Source organism: Pseudomonas sp. HLS-6 TE3448 (assembly GCF_053629555.1).
Map to the genome: position 1 here is coordinate 974,968 of NZ_JBRJIO010000001.1, position 24,342 is coordinate 999,309.

Annotated in this window: 23 protein-coding genes; 10 read left to right on the forward strand and 13 right to left on the reverse strand. The window is 61.8% G+C overall.

The genetic code is table 11. The features are described 5' to 3' along the window. The 5 genes from etfA to AB7M23_RS04630 form a co-directional block, all read right to left on the reverse strand. Positions 1-1,221: an electron transfer flavoprotein subunit alpha gene (etfA, locus tag AB7M23_RS04610; RefSeq protein WP_454240294.1), complete on the reverse strand. Its 1,221-nt coding sequence runs from the start codon at positions 1,219-1,221 to the stop codon at positions 1-3. Then, the gene (dgcB, locus tag AB7M23_RS04615; RefSeq protein ID WP_454240295.1) at positions 1,221-3,170 is read right to left on the reverse strand and encodes a dimethylglycine demethylation protein DgcB; all 1,950 of its coding nucleotides are present in this window, start codon (positions 3,168-3,170) and stop codon (positions 1,221-1,223) included. Before dgcB ends, etfA begins: the two co-directional genes overlap by 1 nt. Positions 3,171-3,343: 173 nt before the next feature. Next, complete coding sequence (dgcA, locus tag AB7M23_RS04620) at positions 3,344-5,404, reverse strand: dimethylglycine demethylation protein DgcA (RefSeq protein ID WP_099776079.1); 2,061 nt, start codon at positions 5,402-5,404, stop codon at positions 3,344-3,346. A gap of 15 nt (positions 5,405-5,419) precedes the next feature. Then, a complete protein-coding gene (locus tag AB7M23_RS04625; protein ID WP_065760209.1) occupies positions 5,420-5,950 on the reverse strand; it encodes a DUF5943 domain-containing protein in 531 nt (176 codons plus the stop codon). 76 nt (positions 5,951-6,026) lie between these two features. After that, positions 6,027-7,004, reverse strand: a complete 978-nt coding sequence (locus AB7M23_RS04630) for a dipeptidase (RefSeq protein ID WP_065760210.1) — start codon at positions 7,002-7,004, stop codon at positions 6,027-6,029. Between the two features lie 253 nt (positions 7,005-7,257). On the opposite strand from AB7M23_RS04630, the gene AB7M23_RS04635 reads away from it, so the two are divergent. From AB7M23_RS04635 to AB7M23_RS04645, 3 genes are all read left to right on the forward strand, one after another. After that, on the forward strand, positions 7,258-7,659 hold the full coding sequence (locus AB7M23_RS04635) for a lysozyme inhibitor LprI family protein (protein WP_065760211.1): 402 nt from the start codon (positions 7,258-7,260) through the stop codon (positions 7,657-7,659). An 18-nt stretch (positions 7,660-7,677) separates the two neighbouring features. Beyond that, positions 7,678-8,100 carry a DUF3010 family protein gene (locus AB7M23_RS04640; protein ID WP_065760212.1) on the forward strand — a complete coding sequence of 141 codons (423 nt, stop codon included), beginning with the start codon at positions 7,678-7,680 and terminating at the stop codon, positions 8,098-8,100. 287 nt (positions 8,101-8,387) lie between these two features. Next, the gene (locus AB7M23_RS04645) at positions 8,388-8,648 is read left to right on the forward strand and encodes a hypothetical protein (RefSeq protein ID WP_065760213.1); all 261 of its coding nucleotides are present in this window, start codon (positions 8,388-8,390) and stop codon (positions 8,646-8,648) included. 72 nt (positions 8,649-8,720) lie between these two features. Here AB7M23_RS04645 and gbdR read toward each other — a convergent pair whose 3' ends face one another. Together gbdR and AB7M23_RS04655 are read right to left on the reverse strand one after the other, a co-directional pair. Further along, positions 8,721-9,824, reverse strand: coding sequence for a choline metabolism transcriptional regulator GbdR (gene gbdR / locus AB7M23_RS04650; protein ID WP_065760214.1), 1,104 nt, complete (start codon positions 9,822-9,824; stop codon positions 8,721-8,723). 395 nt (positions 9,825-10,219) lie between these two features. Then, positions 10,220-11,596, reverse strand: coding sequence for an L-serine ammonia-lyase (locus AB7M23_RS04655; RefSeq protein ID WP_454240296.1), 1,377 nt, complete (start codon positions 11,594-11,596; stop codon positions 10,220-10,222). A 454-nt stretch (positions 11,597-12,050) separates the two neighbouring features. Here AB7M23_RS04655 and AB7M23_RS04660 point away from each other — a divergent pair, with 454 nt between their 5' ends. The 3 genes from AB7M23_RS04660 to choV all read left to right on the forward strand — a co-directional run bounded on the left by AB7M23_RS04660 (position 12,051) and on the right by choV (position 15,088). Continuing rightward, on the forward strand, positions 12,051-12,998 hold the full coding sequence (locus tag AB7M23_RS04660; RefSeq protein WP_099776084.1) for a choline ABC transporter substrate-binding protein: 948 nt from the start codon (positions 12,051-12,053) through the stop codon (positions 12,996-12,998). 66 nt (positions 12,999-13,064) lie between these two features. After that, positions 13,065-13,913 carry a choline ABC transporter permease subunit gene (choW, locus tag AB7M23_RS04665; RefSeq protein ID WP_178081693.1) on the forward strand — a complete coding sequence of 283 codons (849 nt, stop codon included), beginning with the start codon at positions 13,065-13,067 and terminating at the stop codon, positions 13,911-13,913. Beyond that, the gene (gene choV / locus AB7M23_RS04670; RefSeq protein ID WP_065760218.1) at positions 13,910-15,088 is read left to right on the forward strand and encodes a choline ABC transporter ATP-binding protein; all 1,179 of its coding nucleotides are present in this window, start codon (positions 13,910-13,912) and stop codon (positions 15,086-15,088) included. The genes choW and choV overlap by 4 nt, the downstream gene beginning before the upstream one ends. Positions 15,089-15,134: 46 nt before the next feature. Here the strand turns inward: choV and hisF are convergent, their stop codons facing one another. The 6 genes from hisF to AB7M23_RS04700 form a co-directional block, all read right to left on the reverse strand. Beyond that, positions 15,135-15,905 (reverse strand): imidazole glycerol phosphate synthase subunit HisF, encoded by a 771-nt coding sequence (gene hisF / locus AB7M23_RS04675; protein ID WP_065760219.1) that lies wholly within the window; start codon positions 15,903-15,905, stop codon positions 15,135-15,137. 10 nt (positions 15,906-15,915) lie between these two features. Next, positions 15,916-16,653 (reverse strand): 1-(5-phosphoribosyl)-5-[(5-phosphoribosylamino)methylideneamino]imidazole-4-carboxamide isomerase, encoded by a 738-nt coding sequence (hisA, locus tag AB7M23_RS04680; protein WP_007921811.1) that lies wholly within the window; start codon positions 16,651-16,653, stop codon positions 15,916-15,918. Between the two features lie 42 nt (positions 16,654-16,695). Then, positions 16,696-16,956 (reverse strand): DUF2164 domain-containing protein, encoded by a 261-nt coding sequence (locus AB7M23_RS04685; protein ID WP_065760220.1) that lies wholly within the window; start codon positions 16,954-16,956, stop codon positions 16,696-16,698. After that, positions 16,956-17,594 (reverse strand): imidazole glycerol phosphate synthase subunit HisH, encoded by a 639-nt coding sequence (gene hisH, locus AB7M23_RS04690; protein ID WP_454240297.1) that lies wholly within the window; start codon positions 17,592-17,594, stop codon positions 16,956-16,958. Before hisH ends, AB7M23_RS04685 begins: the two co-directional genes overlap by 1 nt. Further along, positions 17,594-18,187 carry an imidazoleglycerol-phosphate dehydratase HisB gene (gene hisB / locus AB7M23_RS04695; RefSeq protein WP_010221320.1) on the reverse strand — a complete coding sequence of 198 codons (594 nt, stop codon included), beginning with the start codon at positions 18,185-18,187 and terminating at the stop codon, positions 17,594-17,596. The genes hisH and hisB overlap by 1 nt, the downstream gene beginning before the upstream one ends. A gap of 186 nt (positions 18,188-18,373) precedes the next feature. Next, positions 18,374-20,032, reverse strand: coding sequence for an OFA family MFS transporter (locus tag AB7M23_RS04700; protein ID WP_454240298.1), 1,659 nt, complete (start codon positions 20,030-20,032; stop codon positions 18,374-18,376). A 223-nt stretch (positions 20,033-20,255) separates the two neighbouring features. Between AB7M23_RS04700 and panM the strand changes: the two genes are divergently transcribed. From panM to AB7M23_RS04720, 4 genes are all read left to right on the forward strand, one after another. After that, positions 20,256-20,663, forward strand: a complete 408-nt coding sequence (panM, locus tag AB7M23_RS04705) for an aspartate 1-decarboxylase autocleavage activator PanM (protein WP_454240299.1) — start codon at positions 20,256-20,258, stop codon at positions 20,661-20,663. Between the two features lie 91 nt (positions 20,664-20,754). Next, entirely contained in the window at positions 20,755-22,992 is a 2,238-nt protein-coding gene (locus tag AB7M23_RS04710; RefSeq protein WP_454240300.1) for an AsmA family protein, read from the forward strand. Then, positions 22,989-24,056 carry an A/G-specific adenine glycosylase gene (gene mutY / locus AB7M23_RS04715; protein WP_454240301.1) on the forward strand — a complete coding sequence of 356 codons (1,068 nt, stop codon included), beginning with the start codon at positions 22,989-22,991 and terminating at the stop codon, positions 24,054-24,056. Before AB7M23_RS04710 ends, mutY begins: the two co-directional genes overlap by 4 nt. Beyond that, on the forward strand, positions 24,053-24,325 hold the full coding sequence (locus AB7M23_RS04720) for an oxidative damage protection protein (RefSeq protein WP_065760226.1): 273 nt from the start codon (positions 24,053-24,055) through the stop codon (positions 24,323-24,325). The genes mutY and AB7M23_RS04720 overlap by 4 nt, the downstream gene beginning before the upstream one ends. The last annotated feature ends 17 nt before the right edge of the window (positions 24,326-24,342 follow it).

Sequence of the window (24,342 nt, forward strand, 5' to 3'; positions counted from 1 at the left end):
CTACGCGGCATCGCGCTTGGCTTCGTTGCGGTAGTTATCCACAGCGGCAATCAGCGCCTTGAGGATCGCTGCGCTGTCGCCGATCACTGAGAGATCGGCCCGTTTGATCATGTCGCAACCCGGGTCGAGGTTGACCGCCACCACCTTGTCGCAGGCCCCAATGCCCTGCAGGTGCTGGATCGCCCCCGAGATACCCACAGCCAGGTAGACCCGCGCCGTGACCCAGGTACCGGTCGCGCCGACCTGACGGTTACGCGGCATGAAGCCATCGTCCACCGCCACCCGCGAAGCGCCTTCGGTGGCGCCCAGCGCAACGGTAGCGCGGTGGAACAGGTCCCAGTCCTTGACACCATTACCGCCAGAGACGATGAACTCGGCCTCGGCCATGGCAATCGCCGCCGGGTCGACGGCCACCGGGCCGAGGTCTTCGATGCGTGCCAGGCTACGGACCACGGCTGTGGATAACGTCACTGGCAGCGCTTCGTGGCGGGTTTCACTGACCGGCTCGGCGCATTCGGCCGAGGCCAGAATCAGCCGCGGCAGGTCACGAATCAAGTCTTGCTGACCCGCCCCCGCACGGCCGCTGCACAGGCCATCCTTGACTTGCCAGACGCGGGTTGCCGGGCGCTCGCCCAGCGCTGCAGCAAAGCGCCGCCCCAACTCAGCGCCACCGGTGCGGCTGTCAGGCAGCAGCCAGTGGCGTGGGTTGAACTGGTTATCCACAGCGCGCAGGCCCTGGACCCGTTGCTCCGGTGCATAACCGTCAAAGGCATCACCTTCGATCACCAACAGGCGGTCAACGCCGGCCGTGTCGAATTTGCTTTCCTTGTGCTCGCCAAACAGCACCGCCAGTACCGCACCGTCACTGCCAGCCAAGCCACGGGCGAGCCCCAACAGGTCGCGGTCGTGACTGCTCAGGCGCCCACCGACCATGTCCGGCACCACGGCAATGTAGAAGGCAGGCGCGGCCAGTTGATGCAGCGGCAGCTGCACCTCGACCGCTGCACTGCGCTTGTTGCTGCTGCCCTGCTGGGCACCACTGCGGTCGATTCGCTTGATGCCGTTAGGGCCAATGAAACCGACGGCATGAGGGTTCTTGCGGATCAGGCCGTTCGGGCCCATCCACGTTGTTTGTTGTGTCTGCATGGCCGCATGCAACGGGTGCAGGCGGTTGCGGGCGATCCACTCAGCGCGAGGGTCGCGGCGAATAATGTCGCTCATCAATGCACCTCCGCAGCGCTACGTTTGGCGGCTGCCGACTTATTCACAGGCACTTCGTCTTCAAGCAAGGCATCGGCGACCAGTTCTGCCAGGTCCTTGATCAATGGGCGTGGCTCAACCACCCCTTCGAGCATGGCCGTGCATTGTGGACAACCTACCGCCACCAACTCGGCGCCGGTTTCGCGGATATCTTCCATGCGCATGTCGGGAATACGCTGCTTGCCCGGGATGTCGGTGATCGGCGCACCGCCGCCACCGCCACAGCAACGGGACCGGAAGCCCGAACGCTGCATTTCCTTGACCTCGATACCCAGCGCACGCAAGACCTCACGCGGCGCCTCGTACTCGCCGTTGTAGCGGCCCAGGTAGCACGGGTCGTGATAGGTGACGCTGCTGCCCTTGTGCTGGCCGAGATTGAGCGCGCCAGCGCCAATCAGCTCGGCAATGTAGGTGCTGTGATGCTGTACCAGGTACTCGCCGCCAAAGGCCGCGTATTCGTTCTTCAGCACGTGGAAGCTGTGCGGATCGCAGGTGACGATACGCTTGAAGCTGTATTTGCCCAGGGTCTGAATGTTGCGCTTGGCCAGCGCCTGGAACGTCGCCTCGTCGCCCAGGCGACGGGCCACGTCACCGCTGTCGCGCTCTTCCAGGCCCAGCACGGCGAAGTCCACGGCGGCCGCCTTGAGCACTTTTACGAACGCACGCAGGGTGCGCTGATTGCGCATGTCGAAGGCGCCGTCACCGACCCAGAACAGCACGTCTGCAGCTTTCTTCTCGGCCAGCACCTCAAGGTTCAGGTCGGCGGCCCAGTTCATCCGCCCGCCCGGTGCAAAGCCACCCGGGTTGTCGGTAGCAATCAGGTTTTCCAGCACTTCGGCGCCCTTGTTCGGGGTCGCGCCTTTCTCCAGTGTCAGGTGCCGGCGCATGTCGACGATGGCATCGACGTGCTCGATCATCATCGGGCACTCTTCCACGCAGGCGCGGCAGGTGGTGCACGACCAAAGAGTTTCGGCATCGACCAGGCCATTGACGATCGGTTGATGCAGGTTGCCGCCGTGCTCACCAATCGGCTTGCCCGGATAGGGGCTGCCGGCGAACTTCGCATCGGTACCACCGGCCAGGCCGACGACCATGTCCTGAATCAGTTTCTTCGGGTTCAATGGCTGGCCCGCGGCAAACGCCGGGCAGGCCGCTTCACACTTGCCGCACTGCACGCAGGCGTCAAAACCCAGCAGTTGGTTCCAGGTGAAATCCTTGGGCTTTTCTACGCCCAATGGCGCGTTGCGGTCTTCCAGGTCCAGCGGTTTGAGCCCGGTGGAGCGACCGCCACCGAAACGCTCGGCACGGCGGTGCCAGGCCAGGTGCAGGGCACCGGCGAAGGCGTGTTTCATTGGCCCGCCCCAGGTCATGCCGAAAAACAGCTCGGACACACCCCAGAGCACACCGACACCGAGCAGGGCTACCAGCAACCAGCCGCCAAAGCCCTCCGGCAGAATGCCAGCCACCGGCAAGGTGGCGAGGAAGAAGCTTGCGGCGAACACCAGCAGGCTTTTCGGCAGGCGCATCCACGGGCCTTTGGACAACCGCGCAGGCGGGTTCAGGCGGCGCTTGTAGACGAACAGCGCACCGCCAAACATCAGCACCGTTGCCAGCAGCAAGGCATAGCCGAGAATGCGGTTATGCAAGCCAAAACCGTGTACCAGGATCGCCAGCACCGCCGCCAGCACAAAGCCGCCCGCAGTCGCCACGTGGGTGTTGGCCATGTACTTGTCACGCGCGACCACATGGTGCAGGTCGACCATGTAGCGGCGCGGCATGGCCAGCAAACCGCCGAGCAGGTCGACCTTGGACGGACGGCCACGCCGCCACATGCGCACCCGGCGCAAGGCGCCGAGCACCGCCAGGCCAATGGCAGCGAACAGCAGGATGGGTAGAAGGGTGTTCAACATGGGAGGCTCCCACAACAGCGGTTGCAAGGGGTTCAGGCCCTTGGAATCCTGCACCGGCCCTGTGGGAGCGGGCGTGCCCGCGAATGCGTCAGATCAGACAACGGTGTTGTTCGTGCTGGCGCTTTCGCGAGCTTGCCCGCTCCCACTGGGGCCGATGTGTGCCGACTGAGCGATCAGAAGTCCTTGCACAGGCGCAAGGCGTCATAGATTGCTGCGTGCGTGTTGCGCTGAGCGACACAGTCACCGATGCGATAGAGCAGGTAACCTTCGCCCGGCTGGCTGAGAATCGGCTGCGGCTGGATCGCGAACAGGGCCTCGATGTCGATCTGACCCTTGTTGCGCGAGCCTTCCTTCAGCGCGTAGTAGAGTGCTTCGTCCGGACGCACGCCGTTCTCGATCACCACCTGGTCGACCACCCGCTCTTCCTTGGCACCGGTGTATTCGTTCTCCAGCACCGCCACCAGCTTGTCGCCCTCGCGGTAGACCTTTTCCAGCATGAGGTCGCCGGTCATGATCACTTCTTTCGGGTACATGCTGCGGTAGTAGGTCGGGAACGAAGTACCGCCAATGGCCACACCCGGCTTGATGTCGTCAGTGACGATCTCGACCTGGCTGCCCTTGTCGGCGATGAAGTCGGCCACCGACATCCCGGTGAATTCACAGATAGTGTCGTACACCAGCACGTTCTTGCCCGGCGCAACCTTGCCGTCGAGCACGTCCCAACTGCTGACCACCAGCCCTTCGGCAGCGCCCCAGTGTTCGTTCTGCTCCAGGAACGGATGCCCGCCCACGGCCAGCACGACCACATCGGGGCGCAGGTCGAGGATGCTCGCCGCGTCGGCGGCGGTGCCCAAGCGCAGGTCAACCTTCAACCGCGCCAGCTCCAGTTGGTACCAGCGGGTGATACCGGCAATCTGGTCACGTTGCGGTGCCTTGGACGCCGTCGTGATCTGCCCGCCAATGGCGTCCTTTTTCTCGAACAGGGTAACGTCATGGCCACGTTCGGCAGCCACGCGGGCAGCCTCCATCCCGGCGGGGCCTGCACCAACCACCACCACCTTGCGTTTCGGTCCGGTGGACTTCTCGATGATGTGCGGCACGCCCATGTATTCACGGGAGGTCGCGGCGTTCTGGATGCACAGCACATCCAGGCCTTGGTACTGGCGGTCGATGCAGTAGTTGGCACCGACGCATTGCTTGATCTGGTCGACCTGGCCCATCTTGATCTTGGCGATCAGGTGCGGGTCGGCGATGTGCGCACGGGTCATGCCGACCATGTCGACATAGCCGCCTTCCAGAATGCGTGTGGCCTGGTTCGGGTCCTTGATGTTCTGTGCGTGCAGCACCGGAACCTTGACCACTTCCTTGATACCGGCCGCCAGGTGCAGGAACGGCTCTGGCGGGTAGCTCATGTTCGGAATCACGTTGGCCAGGGTGTTGTGGGTGTCACACCCGGAGCCGATCACGCCAAAGAAATCGACCATGCCGGTGGCATCGTAGTACTTGGCGATTTCCTTCATGTCTTCATGGCTGAGGCCATCGGGGTGGAACTCATCCCCGCAAATACGCATGCCGACGCAGAAATCCGGGCCGACTTCAGCCCGCACAGCCTTGAGCACTTCCAGGCCGAAACGCATGCGCTTCTCGAAGGTACCGCCCCATTCGTCGGTACGCTTGTTGACCCGTGGGCTCCAGAACTGGTCGATCATGTGCTGGTGCACCGCCGACAGCTCGACGCCGTCCAGGCCACCTTCCTTGGCCCGGCGCGCGGCCTGGGCATAGTTGCCGATCACCCGCCAGATTTCTTCCGGCTCGATGGTCTTGCAGGTAGCACGGTGTACCGGCTCACGGATACCCGACGGCGACATCAGGGTTGGCCAGTGTTCACCGTCCCAGCGCGAGCGGCGGCCCATGTGGGTAATCTGGATCATGATCTTGGCGCCATGCTTGTGCATGGCATCGGCCAGGTTCTGGAAATGCGGGATGATCCGGTCGGTGGCCAGGTTGACCGATTTCCACCAGCCCTGCGGGCTGTCGATGGCCACCACCGAGGAGCCACCACAAATGGCCAGGCCGATACCGCCCTTGGCTTTCTCTTCGTAGTACTTCACGTAGCGCTCGGTGGTCATGCCGCCGTCGGTGGCATAAACCTCGGCATGCGCGGTGCTGAGTACGCGGTTACGGATGGTCAGTTTGCCGATCTGGATCGGCTGGAACATTGCTTCGAAAGCCATGGCGGGATCCTCGACTTACAGCGGCTTGACGATGAACAGGCCGTCGTCGTGGCCTTCTTCCGAACCACCGTAGACCTGCTCGGCCACGGTTCGGATCGAACTGCCACGCGCTGCCAGGATCTGGTCCATGGCACCGGCAAACCAGCCGGTGAACATGTAGTCGACCTTGCGCCCGACCTTGCCGTACACATAAACGAAGGCAGAGTGCTCCAGCTTGACGCTGGCGGTGCCTTTTTCCAGGTCGATGTCCTGGATCTTGAACAGGCCCCAGCCGCGCTGGGACAGGCGCTTCATGTAGTGCTCAAACACCGCGACACCTTCCAGGCCATGGCACTCGGCTTCCTTTTCACACCAGTGCCAGGCGGACTTGTAACCGGCCTTGTAGAGGATCTCGGCATAGGCGTCAGCGCCGAGCACTTCCTCGATGCCCATGTGGTTGTTGACGAAGAAATGCCGTGGCACGTACAGCATCGGCAGGGCGTCGGAGGTCCAGACACCGGTCTCGCTGTCGACTTCGATAGGCAATTGCGGGGCGATCTTGGCCATGGAAACTCAACTCCAGAAAATTTGGTTGGCAGCCCCTGCTCATCTGGCAGGGGTTAGAGAGACTTGGTTTGGAGGCTTACTCGCCCCACACGTCGCGCAGCACGTTGACCCAGTTTTCGCCCATGATCTTGCGCACCACGCGTTCGCTGTGGCCGCGCTTGAGCAGGGTTTCAGTGAGGTTGGGGAACTCGCCTACGGTACGAATGCCCAGCGGGTTGACGATCTTGCCGAAGTTGGTCAGGCGGCGGGCGTAGCCCTTGTCATGGGTCAGCCACTCGAAGAACTCCTGGCCGTGGCCCTGGGTGAAATCGGTACCGATACCGATCGCGTCTTCGCCGACGATGTTCATGGTGTACTCGATGGCCTCGGCGTAGTCGTCGATGGTCGAGTCAATGCCTTTGGCCAGGAACGGCGCGAACATGGTCACGCCGACAAAGCCGCCATGGTCGGCGATGAATTTCAGTTCTTCATCGGACTTGTTGCGCGGGTGCTGCTTCAGGCCGGACGGCAAGCAGTGGGAGTAGCACACCGGTTTTTTCGATTCGAGGATGACTTCCTCACTGGTCTTGGAGCCCACGTGAGAGAGGTCGCACATGATGCCGACGCGGTTCATCTCGGCCACCACTTCGCGACCGAAGCCCGACAGCCCGCCGTCACGCTCATAGCAGCCGGTACCGACCAGGTTCTGGGTGTTGTAGCACATCTGCACCACGCCGACGCCGAGCTGCTTGAACACCTCGACATAACCCAACTGGTCTTCAAAGGCATGGGCGTTCTGGAAGCCGAAGATGATCCCGGTCTTGCCCTGCTCCTTGGCCCGACGAATGTCGGCGGTGGTCTTCACCGGAATCACCAGGTCGCTGTTTTCGCGGATCAGCTTCTGGCTGGCAGCAATGTTGTTGACGGTCGCCTGGAAACCCTCCCACACCGACACGGTGCAGTTGGCAGCGGTCAGGCCACCTTTGCGCATGTCCTCGAACAGCTCGCGGTTCCATTTGGCGATGATCAGCCCGTCGATAACGATGCTGTCTGCGTGTAATTCGGCTGGGCTCATCAGGCGGTCCCCTTTTCTCGATGCCTGCGCCGAATCGTCTGCCGGCGCTTTGGGGCCAGCATATGCCTGGGGCCGGAAGGGCCTCGGTGCAAAAACGACAGGGGTATTGCCGAAAGCGTCAAAGGGCGACAAAGCGCCCCTTCGCGGCCCTGCCTTGATGGCTGTTATGGGCGCCTGCGGCGCTGTTATTTGTCTCGCGGCTGAGCGAGAATCGGCACTTCTGTTCCAAACACCGGCTTGGGGGATGTCGTAGATGAAACCAATGGTATGGCTGGCCCTGGCGGCCCTGAGCTTCGGCGCCCAGGCGGCGGAAGAAGAGAGCACGCCCTGTGACAACGTCGAAACCAGCCAGCAGAGCTACGACTGCGCGGTCTATAACCGCCAGACCGCCGAGCGCGAGCTGAATGCAGCCTTTGCCGACCTGCTTGATCGCATCAAGGAGCAGTACGCCGGCCAGCCGGCGCAGATCACTGAACTGAGCGCCCGCCTGAAAAACGCCGAGCAACTCTGGAGCAAGGCCCGCGATGCCGATTGCGCCGTGGAGACCTTCGCCGAGAAGCCCGGCAGCAAGGACTTCGAAACCGCGCAGAACACCTGCCTGGCCCAACGCAGCGATGATCGCTCCGAGTACCTGCAGTCACTGGGCCTGCAATAACCCCACCCTGAGGTACGAATGAACGTTTGCGGAATCGAAATCAAGGGCAGCGAAGCCCTGCTCGCGGTGGCCACGCTTGAAGCTGGCCTACCGGTGCACCGGCCTTTGGCGACCAAGAAAATCGCCCTGGAGGATGACGACGAGGCCGCCAACGTCAAAGCCTTCGCCAACCAGGCCAGGCAGTTCGTTGCCGACCACGGCATCACCCACCTGGCAATCAAGAAACGCAGCAAGAAAGGTGAGTTCGCAGGTGGCCCGACCACCTTCAAGATCGAAGGCATCCTGCAACTGCTGGACACCTGCGAAGTGCAGTTGCTGTCACCACAGACGGTCAGCGCCCAAAGCAAGAAACACGCTTTGGAATTGCCCGGCTCGCTGAACAAGTACCAGCACGAAGCCTACAAATGCGCCTGCGCGGTGCTGCTCAAGGCCGGTCGCTAACGCTGGCGATGCCTGCTCGCACCGCCACAAACTTCAAGGCAAAAAAAACCCCGGCAAGCCGTGACAAGCCGGGGTCAAAAGCGAGCAATGACGCGCTACATCTGGAGGGTGACCAAACCGTCCATACTGAAACCTGGCCCCAGTGTGCCGCCTCCCATGCCCTTCGATTTAGCCGAAAACGACCTGTTCATAGGTATGCCGGCCATTGCGACACGCTGCCCTTGCTCCGCTGATTGGCGAACACCAGAATCGACCCACGATCCCTCCCGTCGACAAGGACAATAGCCATGATGCATGCGGATTTGATTGATCAGGACGACCTGCTGGGCCAACTGCGCGCACTGGGTTTTGAAATGCCTGCCGGGGCAACTGCCGAGCAAGCGTGCGAGTGTGCGGTGCGGGGCTTGAGTGAGCCTCGGGCCAAGGCGCTGCGCGGTATGGTCGAGCAGATGTACACCAGCAGCGCGACCATCCTGCCGGCTGTGCGCCAGGCCATCGAAAAGCAGCTGTTGCCGGCGCTGGCACAGTTCAACAGCAACCGTAGCTGACACCTTTTCGCGGGCAAACCCGCTCTCGCATGGGAGCGGGCTTGCCCGCGAAAAGGCCGGAAGCGCTTTCGGCTAAAGGCGTACGCTGGCGAAGGTCGATTCGTTGCGTGCCTGGCTGAGTGCCGACATCGGCCCTGCCAGTGGCGACAGCACCAGTGCCTGTGGAATCGGCATCATTGCCACCTGCTGGGCAGTGTTGGAGCCCACACGCTCATCACGCGGCGGAATACCGAAGTACTCGCGGTAGCACTTGGAGAAGTGCGGCGTGGAGACGAAACCACACACTGAGGCCACTTCGATGATCGACATCGGGGTCTGCTTGAGCAGTTGCCGGGCACGGATCAACCGCAGTTTCAGGTAATAACGCGATGGCGAGCAGTGCAGGTACTTCTGGAACAGGCGCTCCAGCTGTCGCCGCGACACTGCGACATACACCGCCAGCTCATCAAGGTCGATCGGCTCTTCCAGGTTGGCTTCCATCAGCGCGACGATTTCCTGCAGCTTCGGCTGGTTGGTGCCAAGCATGTGCTTGAGTGGCACACGCTGATGATCCTGCTCGTTACGAATACGCTCGTAGACAAACATTTCCGAGATCGCCGCTGACAGTTCACGACCATGATCACGGCTGATCAGGTGCAGCATCATGTCCAGCGGCGCAGTGCCACCGGAACTGGTGAAGCGGTTACGGTCGAGGGTAAACAGCCGGGTGCTCATGCTGACGCGAGGGAAGGCTTCCTGCATGGCTGCCAGGCATTCCCAGTGCACGCTGCAATCAAAGCCATCGAGCAGGCCCGCACAGGCCAGTGCCCAGCTGCCGGTGCACACTGCACCCAACCGGCGCGACTGCCGCGCCTGGCTTTGCAGCCAGGTAACGTGTTCACGGGTAACGGTGCGCTGAATGCCAATACCACCGCAGACAATCACGGTGTCCATTGCAGGCGCTTTGTGCATTGAGGCGTCCGGAGTGATCTGCAAGCCGTCGCTGGCCCACACTTGCCCGCCATCCACGCTCAAGGTAGTCCACCGATACAGTTCACGGCCGGACAACTGGTTGGCCATGCGCAGTGGCTCCACGGCCGAGGCCAGGGAGATCAGCGTGAAATTGTCCAACAGCAGAAAGCCGATGGATTGTGGTGTGCGGGTTTGGGGTTGGGCCCCGGAGTTGTACGGCGTCATCGCGGTCTCTCCTCACACAATGCAGGTTGCGCCTCAGGCACGGTTTTTTTGTCAGGGCCCCATCTCGAATGCAGGGCTTTGCACAACACAACGCAAATGCCATGCCTGAAATTGAATAGCTATTCAATAAAACCTGAAAACGACGTCGCAATGCGTCTATACGGCCTTTGTTCAGCGCTGCGTTTATAAACGCAAAGTGCCGGACTAGCGCATCTCTGTAGGAAAAGTGAGCAGTACGGTAGCACTTGTGTAGAGGATGCTTGGAAGCGACATCGGCGATGTGTCACCACAGGCGCAGTGACACTCGGAAGGGAGGACCGGGATGCAGCGGTGTCGACGCTGCGCCAAAAAGCAGCGCGCCGACACCGGCATGGGCGAAAACGGCGCAGCCGTGTTCAACACTCGATGGCGCTGACCGCAAGGCCACCGCGTGAGGTTTCCTTGTACTTGTCGTGCATGTCGGCGCCGGTATCGCGCATGGTGCGGATCACCCGATCGAGGGAGATGAAATGCTCACCGTCGCCACGCAGGGCCATCTGCGCCGCATTGATCGCCTTGACCGCAGCAATCGCGTTGCGCTCGATGCAGGGCACCTGCACCAGGCCGCCAACCGGGTCGCAGGTCAGCCCGAGGTTATGCTCCAGACCAATCTCGGCAGCATTCTCCAACTGCGCGGGGGTTGCCCCGAGCACTTCCGCCAACCCGGCAGCCGCCATGGCGCAGGCTGAACCGACCTCACCCTGGCAGCCCACTTCAGCGCCCGAGATCGAGGCGTTCTTCTTGCACAGGATGCCCACCGCCGCCGCGCCCAGAAAGAAGTCGACCACGCAGGCTTCACTGACCTCTTCGCTGAAACGCATGTAGTAGTGCAGCACCGCCGGGATGATCCCCGCCGCACCGTTGGTGGGCGCAGTGACCATGCGCCCGCCAGCAGCATTCTCTTCATTCACCGCCAGTGCATAAAGGTTCACCCATTCCATGGCACTGAGGGTCGAGCCAATTACATTGGGCTTGTTCAGCTCCTGCAGGCTACGGTGCAACTTGGCAGCACGACGCTTCACATTCAGCCCGCCCGGCAGTATGCCTTCGTATTTCAGGCCGTTTTCCACACAGTCCTGCATGGCCCGCCAGAGCTTCATCAAGCCAGCCCGAATCTCCTCTTCACTGCGCCAGACTTTTTCGTTTTCCAGCATCAATTGCGACACGCGCAGGTCGTTTTGCTTGCACAGCTCAAGCAGCTCCACCGCACTGTTGAAATCGTAGGGCAATGCCGTGGTGTCGGCGTCTAGCACGCCGCTGGCAGCCTGGGCAGCGTCGACCACAAAGCCGCCGCCCACCGAGTAGTAGGTGTCCCGGTGCAACTCACCCTCCGCACCTTCTGCAATCAGGGTCATGGCGTTCGGGTGATACGGCAGGTTCTCCTCCAGCAAGCGCATGTCGCGCGCCCAGACGAACTCGATTGGCAGTCGGCCGTCCAGCAGCAAGGTGTCTGTTTCGCGCAATACCGCAATGCGCAGGCCGATTTGTGAGGGGTCTATCGCGTCTGGCCATTCGCCCATCAAGCCCATGATCACGGCGTTGTCACTGCCATGGCCGATGCCGGTGGCCGACAGCGAACCGTACAGGCGCACTTCGACACGCCGGACCTGCGCCAGCTCGCCACGTTCGCGCAGCCCCTGGACGAACAATGCGGCCGCTCGCATGGGCCCTACGGTGTGGGAACTGGACGGCCCGACACCGATTTTGAACAGGTCAAACACACTGATAGCCATGGCCGCGAACCTCCTGAATGAGCACACGCCCGCCGCCACAAGCCGCGGGTGGCGGAGCTGCTACGCTGAAGCTGCAATCCGCCGGAATGCGCGCATCATCAGGCTTTTATCAGCAGCTCTGACGTCTGCAACCGACCCACTCTTGTCCAGCAACGCCGCTCGCCGTTGGCCGCTGGATTACGCCGTTTTTATGCGGTGCAGATCGCCGTAAAGGGCCGTTACGGGGAGGAAAAACACTGTAAACGACCTCACCTGCACTGGATGCGACCCTGCCTGTACTGGATACGACGCACCCTGTAGGCGTTTGTTTTTGGCTGTTAGATGATCAATCTCGACTCGATTGCACGGCACCCGTCCCGCTGTCGCCCGACCGTCCGGCCCACCCGAGTAGATCACTCACAACGCGTGGCGGTCCTGCGGGACACCCGACAAGAAAACACCTAGGAGTCCACTCATGAAAGGTTCACCCTCGCTGTTGTTGGCCGCTCTGCTGAGTCTGCCGGTGCTGGCCCAGGCTGCAGAACCCGAAGCCTGTCGTACCGTCAACTTCTCCGATGTCGGCTGGACTGACATCACCGTGACCACGGCGGTCACCAGCGCCGTACTTGAGTCGCTGGGCTACAAGACCCGCACCACCATGATTTCGGTACCAGTGACCTACAAGTCGCTGGCCGACGGCAAGAACATGGATGTGTTCCTCGGCAACTGGATGCCGACCATGGAAAACGACATCAAGCCGTACCGCGATGCCGGCACCGTGGAGACTGTTCGGGCCAACCTGGAGAACGCCAAGTACACCCTGGCCGTGCCTCAGGCACTGTATGACAAGGGTCTGAAAGACTTTGCCGACATTGCCAAGTTCAAGAAGGAGCTGGACGGCAAGATCTACGGTATCGAGCCGGGCAACGACGGCAACCGCACCATCCAGAGCATGATCGACAAGAACGCCTTCGGCTTGAAAGACGCCGGCTTCAAGGTGGTCGAGTCGAGCGAGGCCGGGATGCTCTCGCAAGTGGATCGCGCCCAGCGTCGCGGCACCGACGTGGTGTTCCTCGGCTGGGAGCCGCACCCCATGAACAAGCGCTTCAAGATGCAGTACTTGAGCGGTGGGGATGATTTCTTCGGCCCGGATTTCGGCAAGGCAACTGTCCTGACCAACACCCGCAAGGGCTACGTTCAGGAGTGCAGCAACGTCGGCCAACTGCTGAAAAACCTGTACTTCACCCTGGACATGGAAAGCACCCTGATGGGTAACGTCCTGGACGACAAGATGAAACCCGACGCCGCAGCCAAGGCCTGGCTGAAGAAAAACCCACAGGCGCTCGACACCTGGCTGGTCGGCGTCACCACCGTTGACGGCAAACCCGGCCTGGAAGCCGCCAAGGCCAAACTGACGCAGTAAGCACCACCTGCGGCGGGCTTGCCCCGCCGCAGGCTGTCTTCAATTCTTTGCAGGTGGACGCTCGCTATCATGCTGATCGATCATAAACTCCCACTGGGCCAGTACATCTCGGCATTCGTCGAATGGTTGACGCAACACGGCGCCAACTTCTTCGATGCTTTCGCCTCCGCACTGGAACTCATGATTCATGGCGTTACCGGCGCCCTGACCTGGTTCAACCCCTTCGTTCTGATCGGTCTGTTTGCCTTGATCGCTCACCTGATCCAGCGCAAATGGGCACTGACAGCGTTCGTCGCCCTGTCGTTCCTGTTGATCCTGAACCTGGGGTACTGGCAGGAAACCATGGAAACCCTGGCCCAGGTGCTGTTCGCCACCCTGGTCTGCGTGCTTATCGGTGTGCCACTGGGCATCGTCGCTGCGCACAAACCGATGTTCTACACCATGATGCGGCCGGTACTCGACCTGATGCAGACCGTGCCGACCTTCGTTTACCTGATCCCTACCCTGACCCTCTTCGGGCTGGGTGTGGTGCCCGGGCTGATCTCGACGGTGGTGTTCGCCATCGCCGCGCCGATCCGCCTCACCTACCTGGGCATCTGCGACGTGCCCCAGGAGCTACTGGATGCCGGCAAGGCCTTCGGCTGCTCACGTCGCCAATTGCTCTCGCGTATCGAACTGCCCCACGCCATGCCAAGCATCGCTGCCGGCATCACCCAATGCATCATGCTGTCGCTGTCGATGGTGGTGATTGCGGCGCTGGTGGGAGCCGATGGCCTGGGCAAACCCGTGGTCAATGCACTGAACACTGCCGATATCGCCCTGGGCTTCGAAGCAGGCCTGGCGATCGTACTGCTGGCGATCATGCTCGACCGTATCTGCAAACAACCCGAAGTACCGGTAAGGGGTGAAGCATGAGCATCATTCGCTTCGACGAGGTAGACGTTATCTTCTCCAAATCACCGCGTGAGGCCCTGAGCCTGCTGGACCAAGGCTTCACGCGCGAACAGATCCTGAAGAAGACCGGCCTGGTGGTCGGCGTGGAAAAAGCCAGCCTGGAGATCAACAAAGGCGAAATCTGCGTGCTGATGGGCCTGTCCGGCTCAGGCAAGTCGAGCTTGCTGCGCTGCATCAACGGCCTGAACACGGTCAGCCGTGGCAAGCTGTTCGTCGAACACGAAGGCTCGCAGATCAACATCGCTTCCTGCACCCCGGCTGAACTGAAGATGATGCGCACCAAGCGCATTGCCATGGTGTTCCAGAAATTCGCCCTGATGCCTTGGCTGACCGTGCGCGAAAACATCAGCTTCGGCCTGGAAATGCAGGGCCGCCCTGCCGATGAACGACGCCGGCTGGTGGATGAAAAGCTGGAACTGGTCGGCCTCACCCAGTGGCGCAACAAAAAGCCCGACGAGCTCTCTGGCGGCATGCAGCAGCGGGTCGGCCTGGCCCGCGCGCTGGCCATGGACGCCGACATCCTGCTGATGGACGAACCGTTCTCGGCCCTTGACCCGCTGATCCGCCAAGGCCTGCAGGACGAGTTGCTGGAACTGCAGCGCAAGCTGAGCAAGACCATCGTATTCGTCAGCCACGACCTGGACGAAGCCCTGAAGCTGGGCAGCCGCATCGCCATCATGAAAGACGGCCGGATCATCCAGTACAGCAAGCCCGAGGAGATCGTCCTCAACCCGGCTGACGACTACGTGCGTACCTTCGTCGCCCACACCAACCCGCTCAACGTCCTCTGCGGCCGCAGCCTGATGCGTACCCTGGACAAGTGCAAGCGGATCAACGGTTCGGTCTGCATTGACCCCAGTGTCGACTCGTGGCTGGACCTGGCTGAAGGCAACACCATCAAAGGTGCACGCCAGGGCGTCAACGGGCTGGACTTGCAGAACTGGAGGCCGGGAGAGGCGGTGGAACAGCTGGGTCGCCGGCCGACCCTGGTCAACGCCGGTATCGGTATGCGCGAAGCACTGCAGATTCGTTACCAGACCGGCAACAAGCTGGTGCTGCAGGAAGGCAACCGCGTGGTGGGTATCCTCGGCGACAGCGAGTTGTATCACGCCCTGCTGGGCAAAACCCTGGGGTGAAAGCTATCGCGGGCAAGCCCCACAGCTTGCCCGCGATGGAGGACTGTCAGCGAACGACAATCCCCTGCTTGGCCATAAAAGCCTTGGCTTCCGGCACGGTGTACTCACCGAAGTGGAAGATACTCGCAGCCAGCACAGCGCTGGCGTGGCCTTCAAGAATGCCGTCAGCCAGGTGCTGCAGGTTACCGACACCGCCCGAGGCGATCACCGGAATACCCAAGGCATCGCTGATGGCCCGGGTAACCCCCAGGTCAAAACCGCTCTTCATGCCGTCCTGGTCCATGCTGGTCAGGAGAATCTCACCGGCACCCAGGCCTTCCATCTTCTTCGCCCACTCCACCGCATCCAGCCCGGTAGGCTTGCGCCCGCCGTGAGTGAAGATCTCCCAGCGCGGGGCTTCGCCCGGTGCCGAGACCTTCTTGGCGTCGATGGCGACAACGATGCACTGCGAACCGAAATGCGCGGCAGCCTCGCCGACGAACTCGGGGTTGAACACCGCCGCCGTGTTGATCGAAACCTTGTCGGCACCGGCATTGAGCAGGTTGCGGATGTCCTGCACCGTGCGCACGCCGCCACCGACGGTCAGCGGGATGAACACCTGGCTGGCCATGCGCTCGACAGTGTGCAGCGTGGTGTCACGGCCATCGACGCTGGCCGTGATATCGAGGAAGGTGATTTCGTCGGCGCCTTGCTCATCGTAGCGCCGCGCGATTTCCACCGGGTCACCGGCATCGCGGATGTTCTCGAACTTGACGCCCTTGACCACACGACCGTTGTCGACGTCCAGGCAAGGGATGATGCGTTTGGCCAGCGCCATGGCGTTCTCCTCAGCCTTGGTAGCTGTCGCAGAAGGCTTGCGCCTCGGCGACATCCAGGGTGCCTTCGTAGATCGCCCGGCCGGTGATGGCGCCGATGATCCCCGGAGCCTTGGCATCGAGCAGGGCCTTGATGTCACCCAGGTTGTGGATGCCACCGGAGGCGATCACCGGGATCTTGGTGGCTGCGGCCAGGGCGGCGGTGAACGGTACGTTGCAGCCCTGCATCATGCCGTCTTTGGCGATGTCGGTGTAGACGATGGCCGAGACGCCGTCGGCTTCGAAACGCTTGGCCAGGTCGATCACCTGCACCGAGCTGACTTCAGCCCAGCCGTCGGTGGCGACGAAGCCATCCTTGGCGTCCAGGCCAACGATGACCTTGCCCGGGAAGGCGCGGCAGGCTTCGGCCACGAATTCAGGCTCTTTGACGGCCTTGGTGCCGATGATCACGTAGCTCACGCCCGCCTTGACGTAGTGCTCGATGGTTTCCAGCGAACGAATGCCGCCGCCGATCTGGATCGGCAGGTTCGGGTAGCGCTTGGCGATCGCGGTGACCACTTCGCCGTTGACCGGCTGGCCCTCGAAAGCACCGTTCAAATCGACCAGATGCAGGCGCCGGCAGCCACCCTCAACCCATTTGGCGGCCATGCTCACCGGGTCATCGGAAAACACCGTGGAATCTTCCATGCGGCCTTGGCGCAGACGTACGCAAGCACCGTCCTTGAGATCGATAGCGGGAATAATCAGCATCTGGAAAACCTGTCTAATCGGTAAACAGCGATGCTCGGGAAGTCAGTTCTTCTCGAGCGCCCACAGGTCGCTTTCGATGCTCTCGAACCGCTCCTTGAGGTGCAGCTGAACATCGGCAATCGCCCTGTTGTAGTAGTGTGGCGCAATCTCTTTGCTGAACAGGTCCAGGACCTCAGCCACCTCGAAAGAACCCAATTGCAGCTCGAAACGGTCTTCGAGAAAGCGCTTGAGTACGTCCAACGCTTCGCGCTCCTGTTCGGGCGCCAGCGTCAGGATCGGGGCCTTGTTCCTGGCCTTGCTCATTACCAGCGCCCGTCCCAGGCCGCGAAGTTCTGCAGCAGCTGCAGGCCATGGGTATGGCTTTTCTCCGGGTGGAACTGCACGGCGAAACGTGAACCGTCGGCCAGCGCTGCGGCGAAATCGACGCCGTAGTGGCCACGACCGACCACCTGCACAGCCTTGCCGGCCGTGACGTAGTAGCTGTGGACAAAGTAAAACCGCGCCAGGTCCGGAATGTTGTGCCACAGCGGGTGGTCGATCGTCTGCTCGACTTCGTTCCAACCCATGTGCGGCACTTTCAGGTGTTCGCCGTCTTCGTGCAGGTCTTTGCCGAAAAAGCGCACATTGCCCGGGAACATGCCAATGCAGTCAACGCCGTTGTTCTCTTCGCTGTGCTCCAGCAGGGCTTGCATGCCCACGCAGATGCCAAGGAAGGGACGGTCCTGGCTGACTTCCTGCACCAGGCTGTCGAAGCCCAGGCGGCGGATCTCGGCCATGCAGTCGCGAATCGCGCCCACGCCTGGAAACACCACACGGTCAGCCTCACGGATGACCGCAGCGTCGCTGGTGATCAGTACCTTGCCAGCGCCAACGTGCTCCAGGGCCTTGGCCACCGAGTGCAGGTTGCCCATGCCATAGTCGATAACGGCAACGGTCTGCATTACAGGCAACCCTTGGTGGAAGGCATCTGGCCGGCCATGCGCTCGTCCAGCTCGATCGCCATGCGCAGGGCACGGCCGAAGGCCTTGAACACGGTCTCGATCTGGTGGTGGGTGTTGTGCCCACGCAGGTTGTCGATGTGCAGTGTGACGTTGGCGTGGTTGACGAAGCCCTGGAAGAACTCCTGGAACAGGTCGACATCGAAGCCACCGACCGACGCACGGGTGTACGGCACGTGCATCTGCAGGCCTGGGCGACCCGAGAAGTCGATGACCACACGCGACAGGGCTTCATCGAGCGGCACGTAGGCGTGGCCGTAACGACGGATACCTTTCTTGTCGCCGATTGCCTGGCTGAATGCCTGGCCCAGGGTGATACCGACGTCCTCGACCGTATGGTGGTCGTCGATATGCAGGTCGCCCTTGCACTCGATGTCCAGGTCGATCAGCCCATGTCGGGCGATCTGGTCGAGCATATGTTCCAAGAAGGGGACACCGATATCGAATCGGGCCTTGCCACTGCCATCCAGGTTGATCGAGGCCTTGATCTGGGTTTCCAGAGTATTGCGCTCGACGGAAGCCTTACGTTCGACCATCACCTGCTCCGCGAAATCATTGGGCGAAAAAGGCGACCATTATAGGCCCAGATACGCTCGGCTTGAAACGAACATGACGCATGGCAGGGAATTTCTGCCTGCCATGCAGGGGCTTGATCGCCGACAAGGCCGACACCCAACGGCAATTGTGCATGCCCGTAGGTGCCGGCCCTGCTGGCGAGTGGCTTAATGGAACAACGCGGCAGTCTTCTGCAGCGTCGCCCAGACGCCCCAGGCCAGCGGAATACCGACGACCAGCCAGGCCAACAGCACCAGCGGCATACTCGCCGGTGAGGCGTGCCATTGCAGTGCCTTGGCGCTGGTGATGGCGTGGGCCTGCGAGCGTTTTTCCTCGGCGGCCAATTGCTCGTCGGTCATGAAGTGCTTGTCGGCTACCGGGCGCACGAGGGCATTGCAGATGAAACCCAGTACCAGCAAGCCGGCCAGGATGTACAAGGTGATGTCATAGGCGGCTGCCCGCTCGACCCCGATGCTCAACTGGTACTCACGCAAGTAGTTGACCAGCACCGGCCCCAGCACACCCGCCGCCGCCCAGGCGGTCAGCAGGCGACCATGGATTGCGCCGACCATGTGCGTGCCGAACAGATCGGCAAGGTAGGCCGGCACCGTGGCAAAGCCACCGCCGTACATGGAGAGGATGATGCAGAACGCCGCTACGAACAGCACCACATTGCCCAGGTGGCCCATGTTCGGCACCAGCGCATACAGGGCGAAGCCCAGCGCGAAAAAGGCAAAGTAGGTGTTCTTGCGGCCAATGTAGTCGGAGAACGAGGCCCAGAAGAACCGTCCGCCAATGTTGAACAGGCTGAGCAAGCCGGTGAAACCGGCGGCAATCGCGGCGATCTGGCTCAACTGCGCAGCGTTCAGCTCGCTGAAGCGCAGGTCGTTACCCAGCAACTTCCCGGCAAACACCTCCTGCAACAGCGGCGAAGCCATGCCGAGGATACCGATACCCGCCGAGACGTTCAGGCACAGCACCAGCCAGACCAACGCAAACTGTGGGGTTTTCCAGGCCACGCTGACATGCACATGGCGATGGGTAATCATTGTATTGCTGGCTTTTTTCTGCGGTGCGACCCAGCCCTCGGGCTTCCAGCCAGTAGGCGGTACGCGGTACGCCAACGCGCCGCCGATCATGAAGACGAAGTAAATCGCCGCCATCACCACAAAGCTCTGCCACACGCCGACCCCTTCAGGGCTGGCGAAATGGTTCATCAGTGCCGCCGCCAGCGGGGCACCAACCATGGCCCCGCCACCAAAGCCCATGATCGCCATACCGGTGGCCATGCCGCGTTTGTCCGGGAACCACTTGATCAAGGTCGACACCGGTGAGATGTACCCCAGCCCCAGGCCAATACCGCCAATCACCCCGGAACCCAGCCACATCAGCCACAGTTGGTGGGTGTACACACCCAACGCCGAAATCAGTAGGCCGCCGCACCAGCACAGCGCTGACACCACACCGGCCTTGCGTGGCCCGGCGTGCTCAAGCCAACCGCCCCAGATCGCTGCCGAACAGCCGAGAAAAATGAAAAACAGCGTGTAGATCCAGCCCAGCATCGAGATCGGCCAGTCACAGCTTGAGGAAAACGCCTGGGCCAGAAAACCCATGTCTGCCGAGCAGGCAACCGGCGCACTGATACCAATGGCCTTGGACAGCGGCAACCAGAACACCGAAAAGCCGTAGGCCATGCCGATACACAGGTGAATCGCCAAGGCTGCCGGCGGCACCAGCCAGCGGTTGAAGCCCGGCTGGGCGATGATGCGCTCCTTGGACAAAAAGCTCGGTGCAGGAACAATCGCACCTGCCGTAATGCTGCTCATTTATTGTTTTCCCTTATCGATCTGGACGGTTCGCAGGCCCCACATCCGCCCTCGACCTTGGCGCACGCGGGCAGCGAACGTTCTAGCGGCAGGCAATCAGTAAAATGCGGCAAAACGCTACACAGGCACCTGAAAACCGCGAAAGGGTACCATTTGCCGGGCTCACTGAAAGCAATCTGATATCGTCCTTTTTTAGTTAACTGACCTGTCACGAGGAACCTACATGCCTGTCGTTGTCGAAGCCGTGCGTACACCGAGCCAACAAGACCGGCTGGACCTGGCGAAGATCTACGCCGATGCACCTGCCGATCTGTTCGCCCCTGGCGAAGCCGCCGAAGCCTGGTTGGCCGCAGCCTTGGCCGACGGCAGCCTGATCGCAGCGCGGTTCAACGATCGTCTGCTAGGCGCTGCCCGCCTTACGCGTCAGCATGACGCCTGGCGCCTGTCGCACTTGTGCGTGCGCAGCGTGACGCGTCGACGCGGGGTGGGCCTGCGACTGGTCAGCGAAGCACAGCGTATGGCCCGCGAAGCCGGGCAAACTCTGCGCTTGCAGGCCATGACCAAGTGCGCGGCCATTCAGGCGCTGGCAAGCCAACTGGACCTGCCGCTGGAGCTGTCCGCAACCGTATAACGCTGGGGCACGCACTTAAACCGGCAACCAAATGCGCAGCGCTATACTCTGCGGCTGAATTTTCTAAAAATCGGACTACAAGGACTCGCCCATGAAAGCGTTCGGCAAAATCCTGGGGCTGGTACTTCTCGGGTTGTTGCTGATCATTGTGGCTCTGGGTTTCGCCCTGACCCACCTCTTCGATCCCAACGACTACAAAGACGAGATTCGCCAGCTGGCTCGCGACAAGGCCAACATTGAGCTGACCCTCAACGGCGACATCGGCTGGAGCCTGTTCCCCTGGCTGGGCCTGGAACTGCACGACGCCAGCATCGCGACCCTGAACACCCCGAAAACCCCGTTCGCCGACCTGAAGATGCTTGGCCTTTCCGTGCGCGTGCTGCCCCTGCTGCGCCGCGAAGTACAAATGAGCGATGTCCGGGTCGAAGGGTTGAACCTGACCCTGGCCCGTGACGAAAACGGCCATGGCAACTGGGAAGACTTCGGCAAGCCATTGCCAGGCACCACCCCCGCCACAACCACGACGCCCGCTACTACGGCTACACCGGCACCGGCCGAAACCAGCCAGGCGGCCACGGCCAACGAGCGCCCGGTCAAGCTGGACATCGACAGCCTCACCGTAAACAACGCCCGTGTGCAGTACAGCGATGCACGCAACGGCCAGACCTTCAATGCCGACAGCATCCAACTGAGCACGGGGGCGGTGCATGAAGGGGTCGACATCCCGCTGAAACTCACCGCATTCCTCAGCGTCGGCCAGCCAGTGCTGCGCGCCCGCACCGAGCTGAACGGTGAACTGCGCTTTGACCGCGCCCTCAAGCGTTACCAGCTCGAAGACATGAAGCTCACCGGTGAAGCCTCCGGCGAGCCGCTGCAGGGCAAGACCATGACCTTTGCCGCCCAGGGCCAGTTGCTGGTTGACCTGGCCGCCAATGTCGCCGAATGGAACAGCCTGAAGGTGTCTGCCAACCAACTGCGCGCCCTCGGCGAGCTGAACCTGCGCGACCTGGACAAGGCACCGAAACTCACTGGCGGCCTGTCCATCGCCCAACTCAACCTGCGAACCTTCCTCGACAGCATCGGCTACCCCCTGCCAGCGATGGCCGACACCACCACCCTGAGCAAATTCGAACTGGTCAGCCGCCTGCAAGGCAGCAGCACCAGCCTGGCCCTGGAAGACATGACGGTAAAACTCGACGACAGCACCTTCAGCGGTCGGGTAGCCATCGACGACTTCGCCAAACAGGCCCTGCGCCTGCAGCTCAAGGCCGACAAGTTCGATGCGGACCGCTACCTGCCGGCTAAAAGCGAAACCGCCGCCAGTGCCAGCGCCGCACGCAAGGCCGAGGTCAAAGGCAAAGAAGCCGGCGCACTCGCCGGTGGAGGCACCACGCCGTTGCCGGACGCGCCGACTCAAGTGGCCTGGAGCAGTGACACCCTGCTGCCCGTGGAGCGCCTGCGCCAACTCGACCTGCAAGCCGACCTGAACTTCGGACTGCTGACCCTGAAAAAACTGCCGATCGAAGACGCCAGCCTCAAAGCCAGCGGCCAGGGCGGCTTGCTCACCCTGGAAACCCTGCGCGGCGGCCTGTACAACGGCGACTTCGAGAGCAAGGGCAAGCTCGACGTGCGCCCGGCGATCCCGCAGATCGGCCTGAACACGCAGATCAACCGGGTACCCGTGGAACACTTCATCAAGGGCGAGGACGACAGCTCGCCGCTCAAGGGCCTGCTCGACCTCACGAGCGACCTGACCGCCAGCGGCAACAGCCAGAAAGCGCTGATCGACACCCTCAACGGCAACGCCAGCTTCGCCATCAACAACGGCGTGCTGGTCAATGCCAACCTTGAACAACAACTCTGCCAAGGGATCGCCACACTCAACCGCAAGGCACTGAGTGGCGAGCCGCGTGGCAAGGACACCCCATTCGAGGAACTCAAAGGCAGCCTGGTACTGCGCAATGGCGTGGCCAGCAACCCGGACCTGAAAGTGCGGATTCCTGGCCTGACCGTCAACGGTGCCGGCGACCTCGACCTGCGGGTGTTGGGCATGGACTACCGCGTTGGCGTGATCATCGAAGGTGACAAGCGCGACATGCCCGACCCGGCCTGCCAGGTCAATTCACGCTACGTCGGCCTTGAGTGGCCACTGCATTGCCGTGGCCCGCTGGAGCTGGGCGCCAAGGCCTGCCGTGTCGACAAGGACGGCCTGGGCAAGGTGGCGGCGAAGCTGGCCGGTGACAAACTCAGCGAAAAGATCAACGAAAAGTTAGGCGATAAGGTATCTCCAGAATTGAAAGACGCACTCAAGGGGCTGTTCAAGCAATGAGTCCCGAGCAGTTCTCCAGTGCCGTACTGGAATGGTACGACCAACACGGCCGCCACGACCTGCCCTGGCAACAGGGCATCACCCCCTATCGGGTGTGGGTGTCGGAAATCATGCTGCAGCAAACCCAGGTGAGCACCGTGCTCAACTACTTCGGGCGCTTCATGGAAGCCCTGCCGACCGTTGAAGCGCTGGCCGCAGCAGAGGAAGACGAAGTTCTGCACCTGTGGACGGGCCTGGGCTACTACACCCGCGCCCGCAACCTGCAGAAGACCGCGAAGATCGTTGTCGAGCAGTACGCCGGCGAGTTTCCCCGAGACGTGGAAAAACTCACCGACCTGCCGGGTATCGGCCTATCCACGGCCGGCGCCATTGCCAGCATCAGCATGGGCCTGCGTGCGCCGATCCTCGACGGCAACGTGAAACGGGTACTGGCCCGCTACAGTGCCCAGGAGGGCTACCCCGGCGAACCGAAGGTGGCCAAGGCGCTGTGGGCCACCGCCGAGCGTTTTACCCCGCATAGCCGGGTGAACCACTACACCCAGGCGATGATGGACCTGGGCGCCACCCTGTGTACCCGCAGCAAGCCCAGTTGCCTGCTCTGCCCGCTCAAACGCGGCTGTGAAGCGCACCTGCTCGGCCAGGAAACCCGCTACCCGCTGCCCAAGCCGCGCAAAGCCCTGCCACAGCGCAGTACGCTGATGCCCCTGCTGGCCAACCGTGAAGGCGCGATCCTGCTTTATCGCCGGCCCTCCAGCGGCCTCTGGGGCGGGCTCTGGAGCCTGCCCGAGCTCGATACCCTGGCCGACCTTGAGCACCTTGCCGAACAGCACCAGTTGACCCTGGACAGCCGTCAGGCACTGAGCGGCCTGACCCACACCTTCAGCCACTTCCAGTTGGCCATCGAACCCTGGCTGGTGCGCGTCGACAGCCGGGGCGAGCACGTGGCCGAGGCCGACTGGCTCTGGTATAACCTCGCCACCCCGCCGCGCCTGGGCCTTGCCGCCCCGGTGAAAAAGCTGCTCAAACGCGCAGCCGATGCCTTGAATTCAGGAGAGTCGTCATGACCCGTACCGTAATGTGCCGCAAGTACAAAGAAGAACTGCCAGGCCTGGAGCGCCAACCCTACCCAGGCGCCAAGGGCGAAGACATCTTCAACCACATCTCGCAGAAAGCCTGGGCCGACTGGCAGAAACACCAGACCATGCTGATCAACGAGAAGCGCCTGAACATGATGAACGCCGAAGACCGCAAATACCTGCAGGGCGAGATGGACAAGTTCTTCTCCGGCGAGGACTACGCCAAGGCCGAAGGCTACGTTCCACCTGCCGAATAACCCCGTAAAATCGTAAG

Bases quoted from the DNA above. Each gene is read 5' to 3' on its own strand.
- etfA (WP_454240294.1), bottom strand. From the start codon at position 1,221: ATGAGCGACATTATTCGCCGCGACCCTCGCGCTGAGTGGATCGCCCGC.
- dgcB (WP_454240295.1), bottom strand. From the start codon at position 3,170: ATGTTGAACACCCTTCTACCCATCCTGCTGTTCGCTGCCATTGGCCTG.
- dgcA (WP_099776079.1), bottom strand. From the start codon at position 5,404: ATGGCTTTCGAAGCAATGTTCCAGCCGATCCAGATCGGCAAACTGACC.
- AB7M23_RS04625 (WP_065760209.1), bottom strand. From the start codon at position 5,950: ATGGCCAAGATCGCCCCGCAATTGCCTATCGAAGTCGACAGCGAGACC.
- AB7M23_RS04630 (WP_065760210.1), bottom strand. From the start codon at position 7,004: ATGAGCCCAGCCGAATTACACGCAGACAGCATCGTTATCGACGGGCTG.
- AB7M23_RS04635 (WP_065760211.1), top strand. From the start codon at position 7,258: ATGAAACCAATGGTATGGCTGGCCCTGGCGGCCCTGAGCTTCGGCGCC.
- AB7M23_RS04640 (WP_065760212.1), top strand. From the start codon at position 7,678: ATGAACGTTTGCGGAATCGAAATCAAGGGCAGCGAAGCCCTGCTCGCG.
- AB7M23_RS04645 (WP_065760213.1), top strand. From the start codon at position 8,388: ATGATGCATGCGGATTTGATTGATCAGGACGACCTGCTGGGCCAACTG.
- gbdR (WP_065760214.1), bottom strand. From the start codon at position 9,824: ATGACGCCGTACAACTCCGGGGCCCAACCCCAAACCCGCACACCACAA.
- AB7M23_RS04655 (WP_454240296.1), bottom strand. From the start codon at position 11,596: ATGGCTATCAGTGTGTTTGACCTGTTCAAAATCGGTGTCGGGCCGTCC.
- AB7M23_RS04660 (WP_099776084.1), top strand. From the start codon at position 12,051: ATGAAAGGTTCACCCTCGCTGTTGTTGGCCGCTCTGCTGAGTCTGCCG.
- choV (WP_065760218.1), top strand. From the start codon at position 13,910: ATGAGCATCATTCGCTTCGACGAGGTAGACGTTATCTTCTCCAAATCA.
- hisF (WP_065760219.1), bottom strand. From the start codon at position 15,905: ATGGCGCTGGCCAAACGCATCATCCCTTGCCTGGACGTCGACAACGGT.
- hisA (WP_007921811.1), bottom strand. From the start codon at position 16,653: ATGCTGATTATTCCCGCTATCGATCTCAAGGACGGTGCTTGCGTACGT.
- AB7M23_RS04685 (WP_065760220.1), bottom strand. From the start codon at position 16,956: ATGAGCAAGGCCAGGAACAAGGCCCCGATCCTGACGCTGGCGCCCGAA.
- hisH (WP_454240297.1), bottom strand. From the start codon at position 17,594: ATGCAGACCGTTGCCGTTATCGACTATGGCATGGGCAACCTGCACTCG.
- hisB (WP_010221320.1), bottom strand. From the start codon at position 18,187: ATGGTCGAACGTAAGGCTTCCGTCGAGCGCAATACTCTGGAAACCCAG.
- AB7M23_RS04700 (WP_454240298.1), bottom strand. From the start codon at position 20,032: ATGAGCAGCATTACGGCAGGTGCGATTGTTCCTGCACCGAGCTTTTTG.
- panM (WP_454240299.1), top strand. From the start codon at position 20,256: ATGCCTGTCGTTGTCGAAGCCGTGCGTACACCGAGCCAACAAGACCGG.
- AB7M23_RS04710 (WP_454240300.1), top strand. From the start codon at position 20,755: ATGAAAGCGTTCGGCAAAATCCTGGGGCTGGTACTTCTCGGGTTGTTG.
- mutY (WP_454240301.1), top strand. From the start codon at position 22,989: ATGAGTCCCGAGCAGTTCTCCAGTGCCGTACTGGAATGGTACGACCAA.
- AB7M23_RS04720 (WP_065760226.1), top strand. From the start codon at position 24,053: ATGACCCGTACCGTAATGTGCCGCAAGTACAAAGAAGAACTGCCAGGC.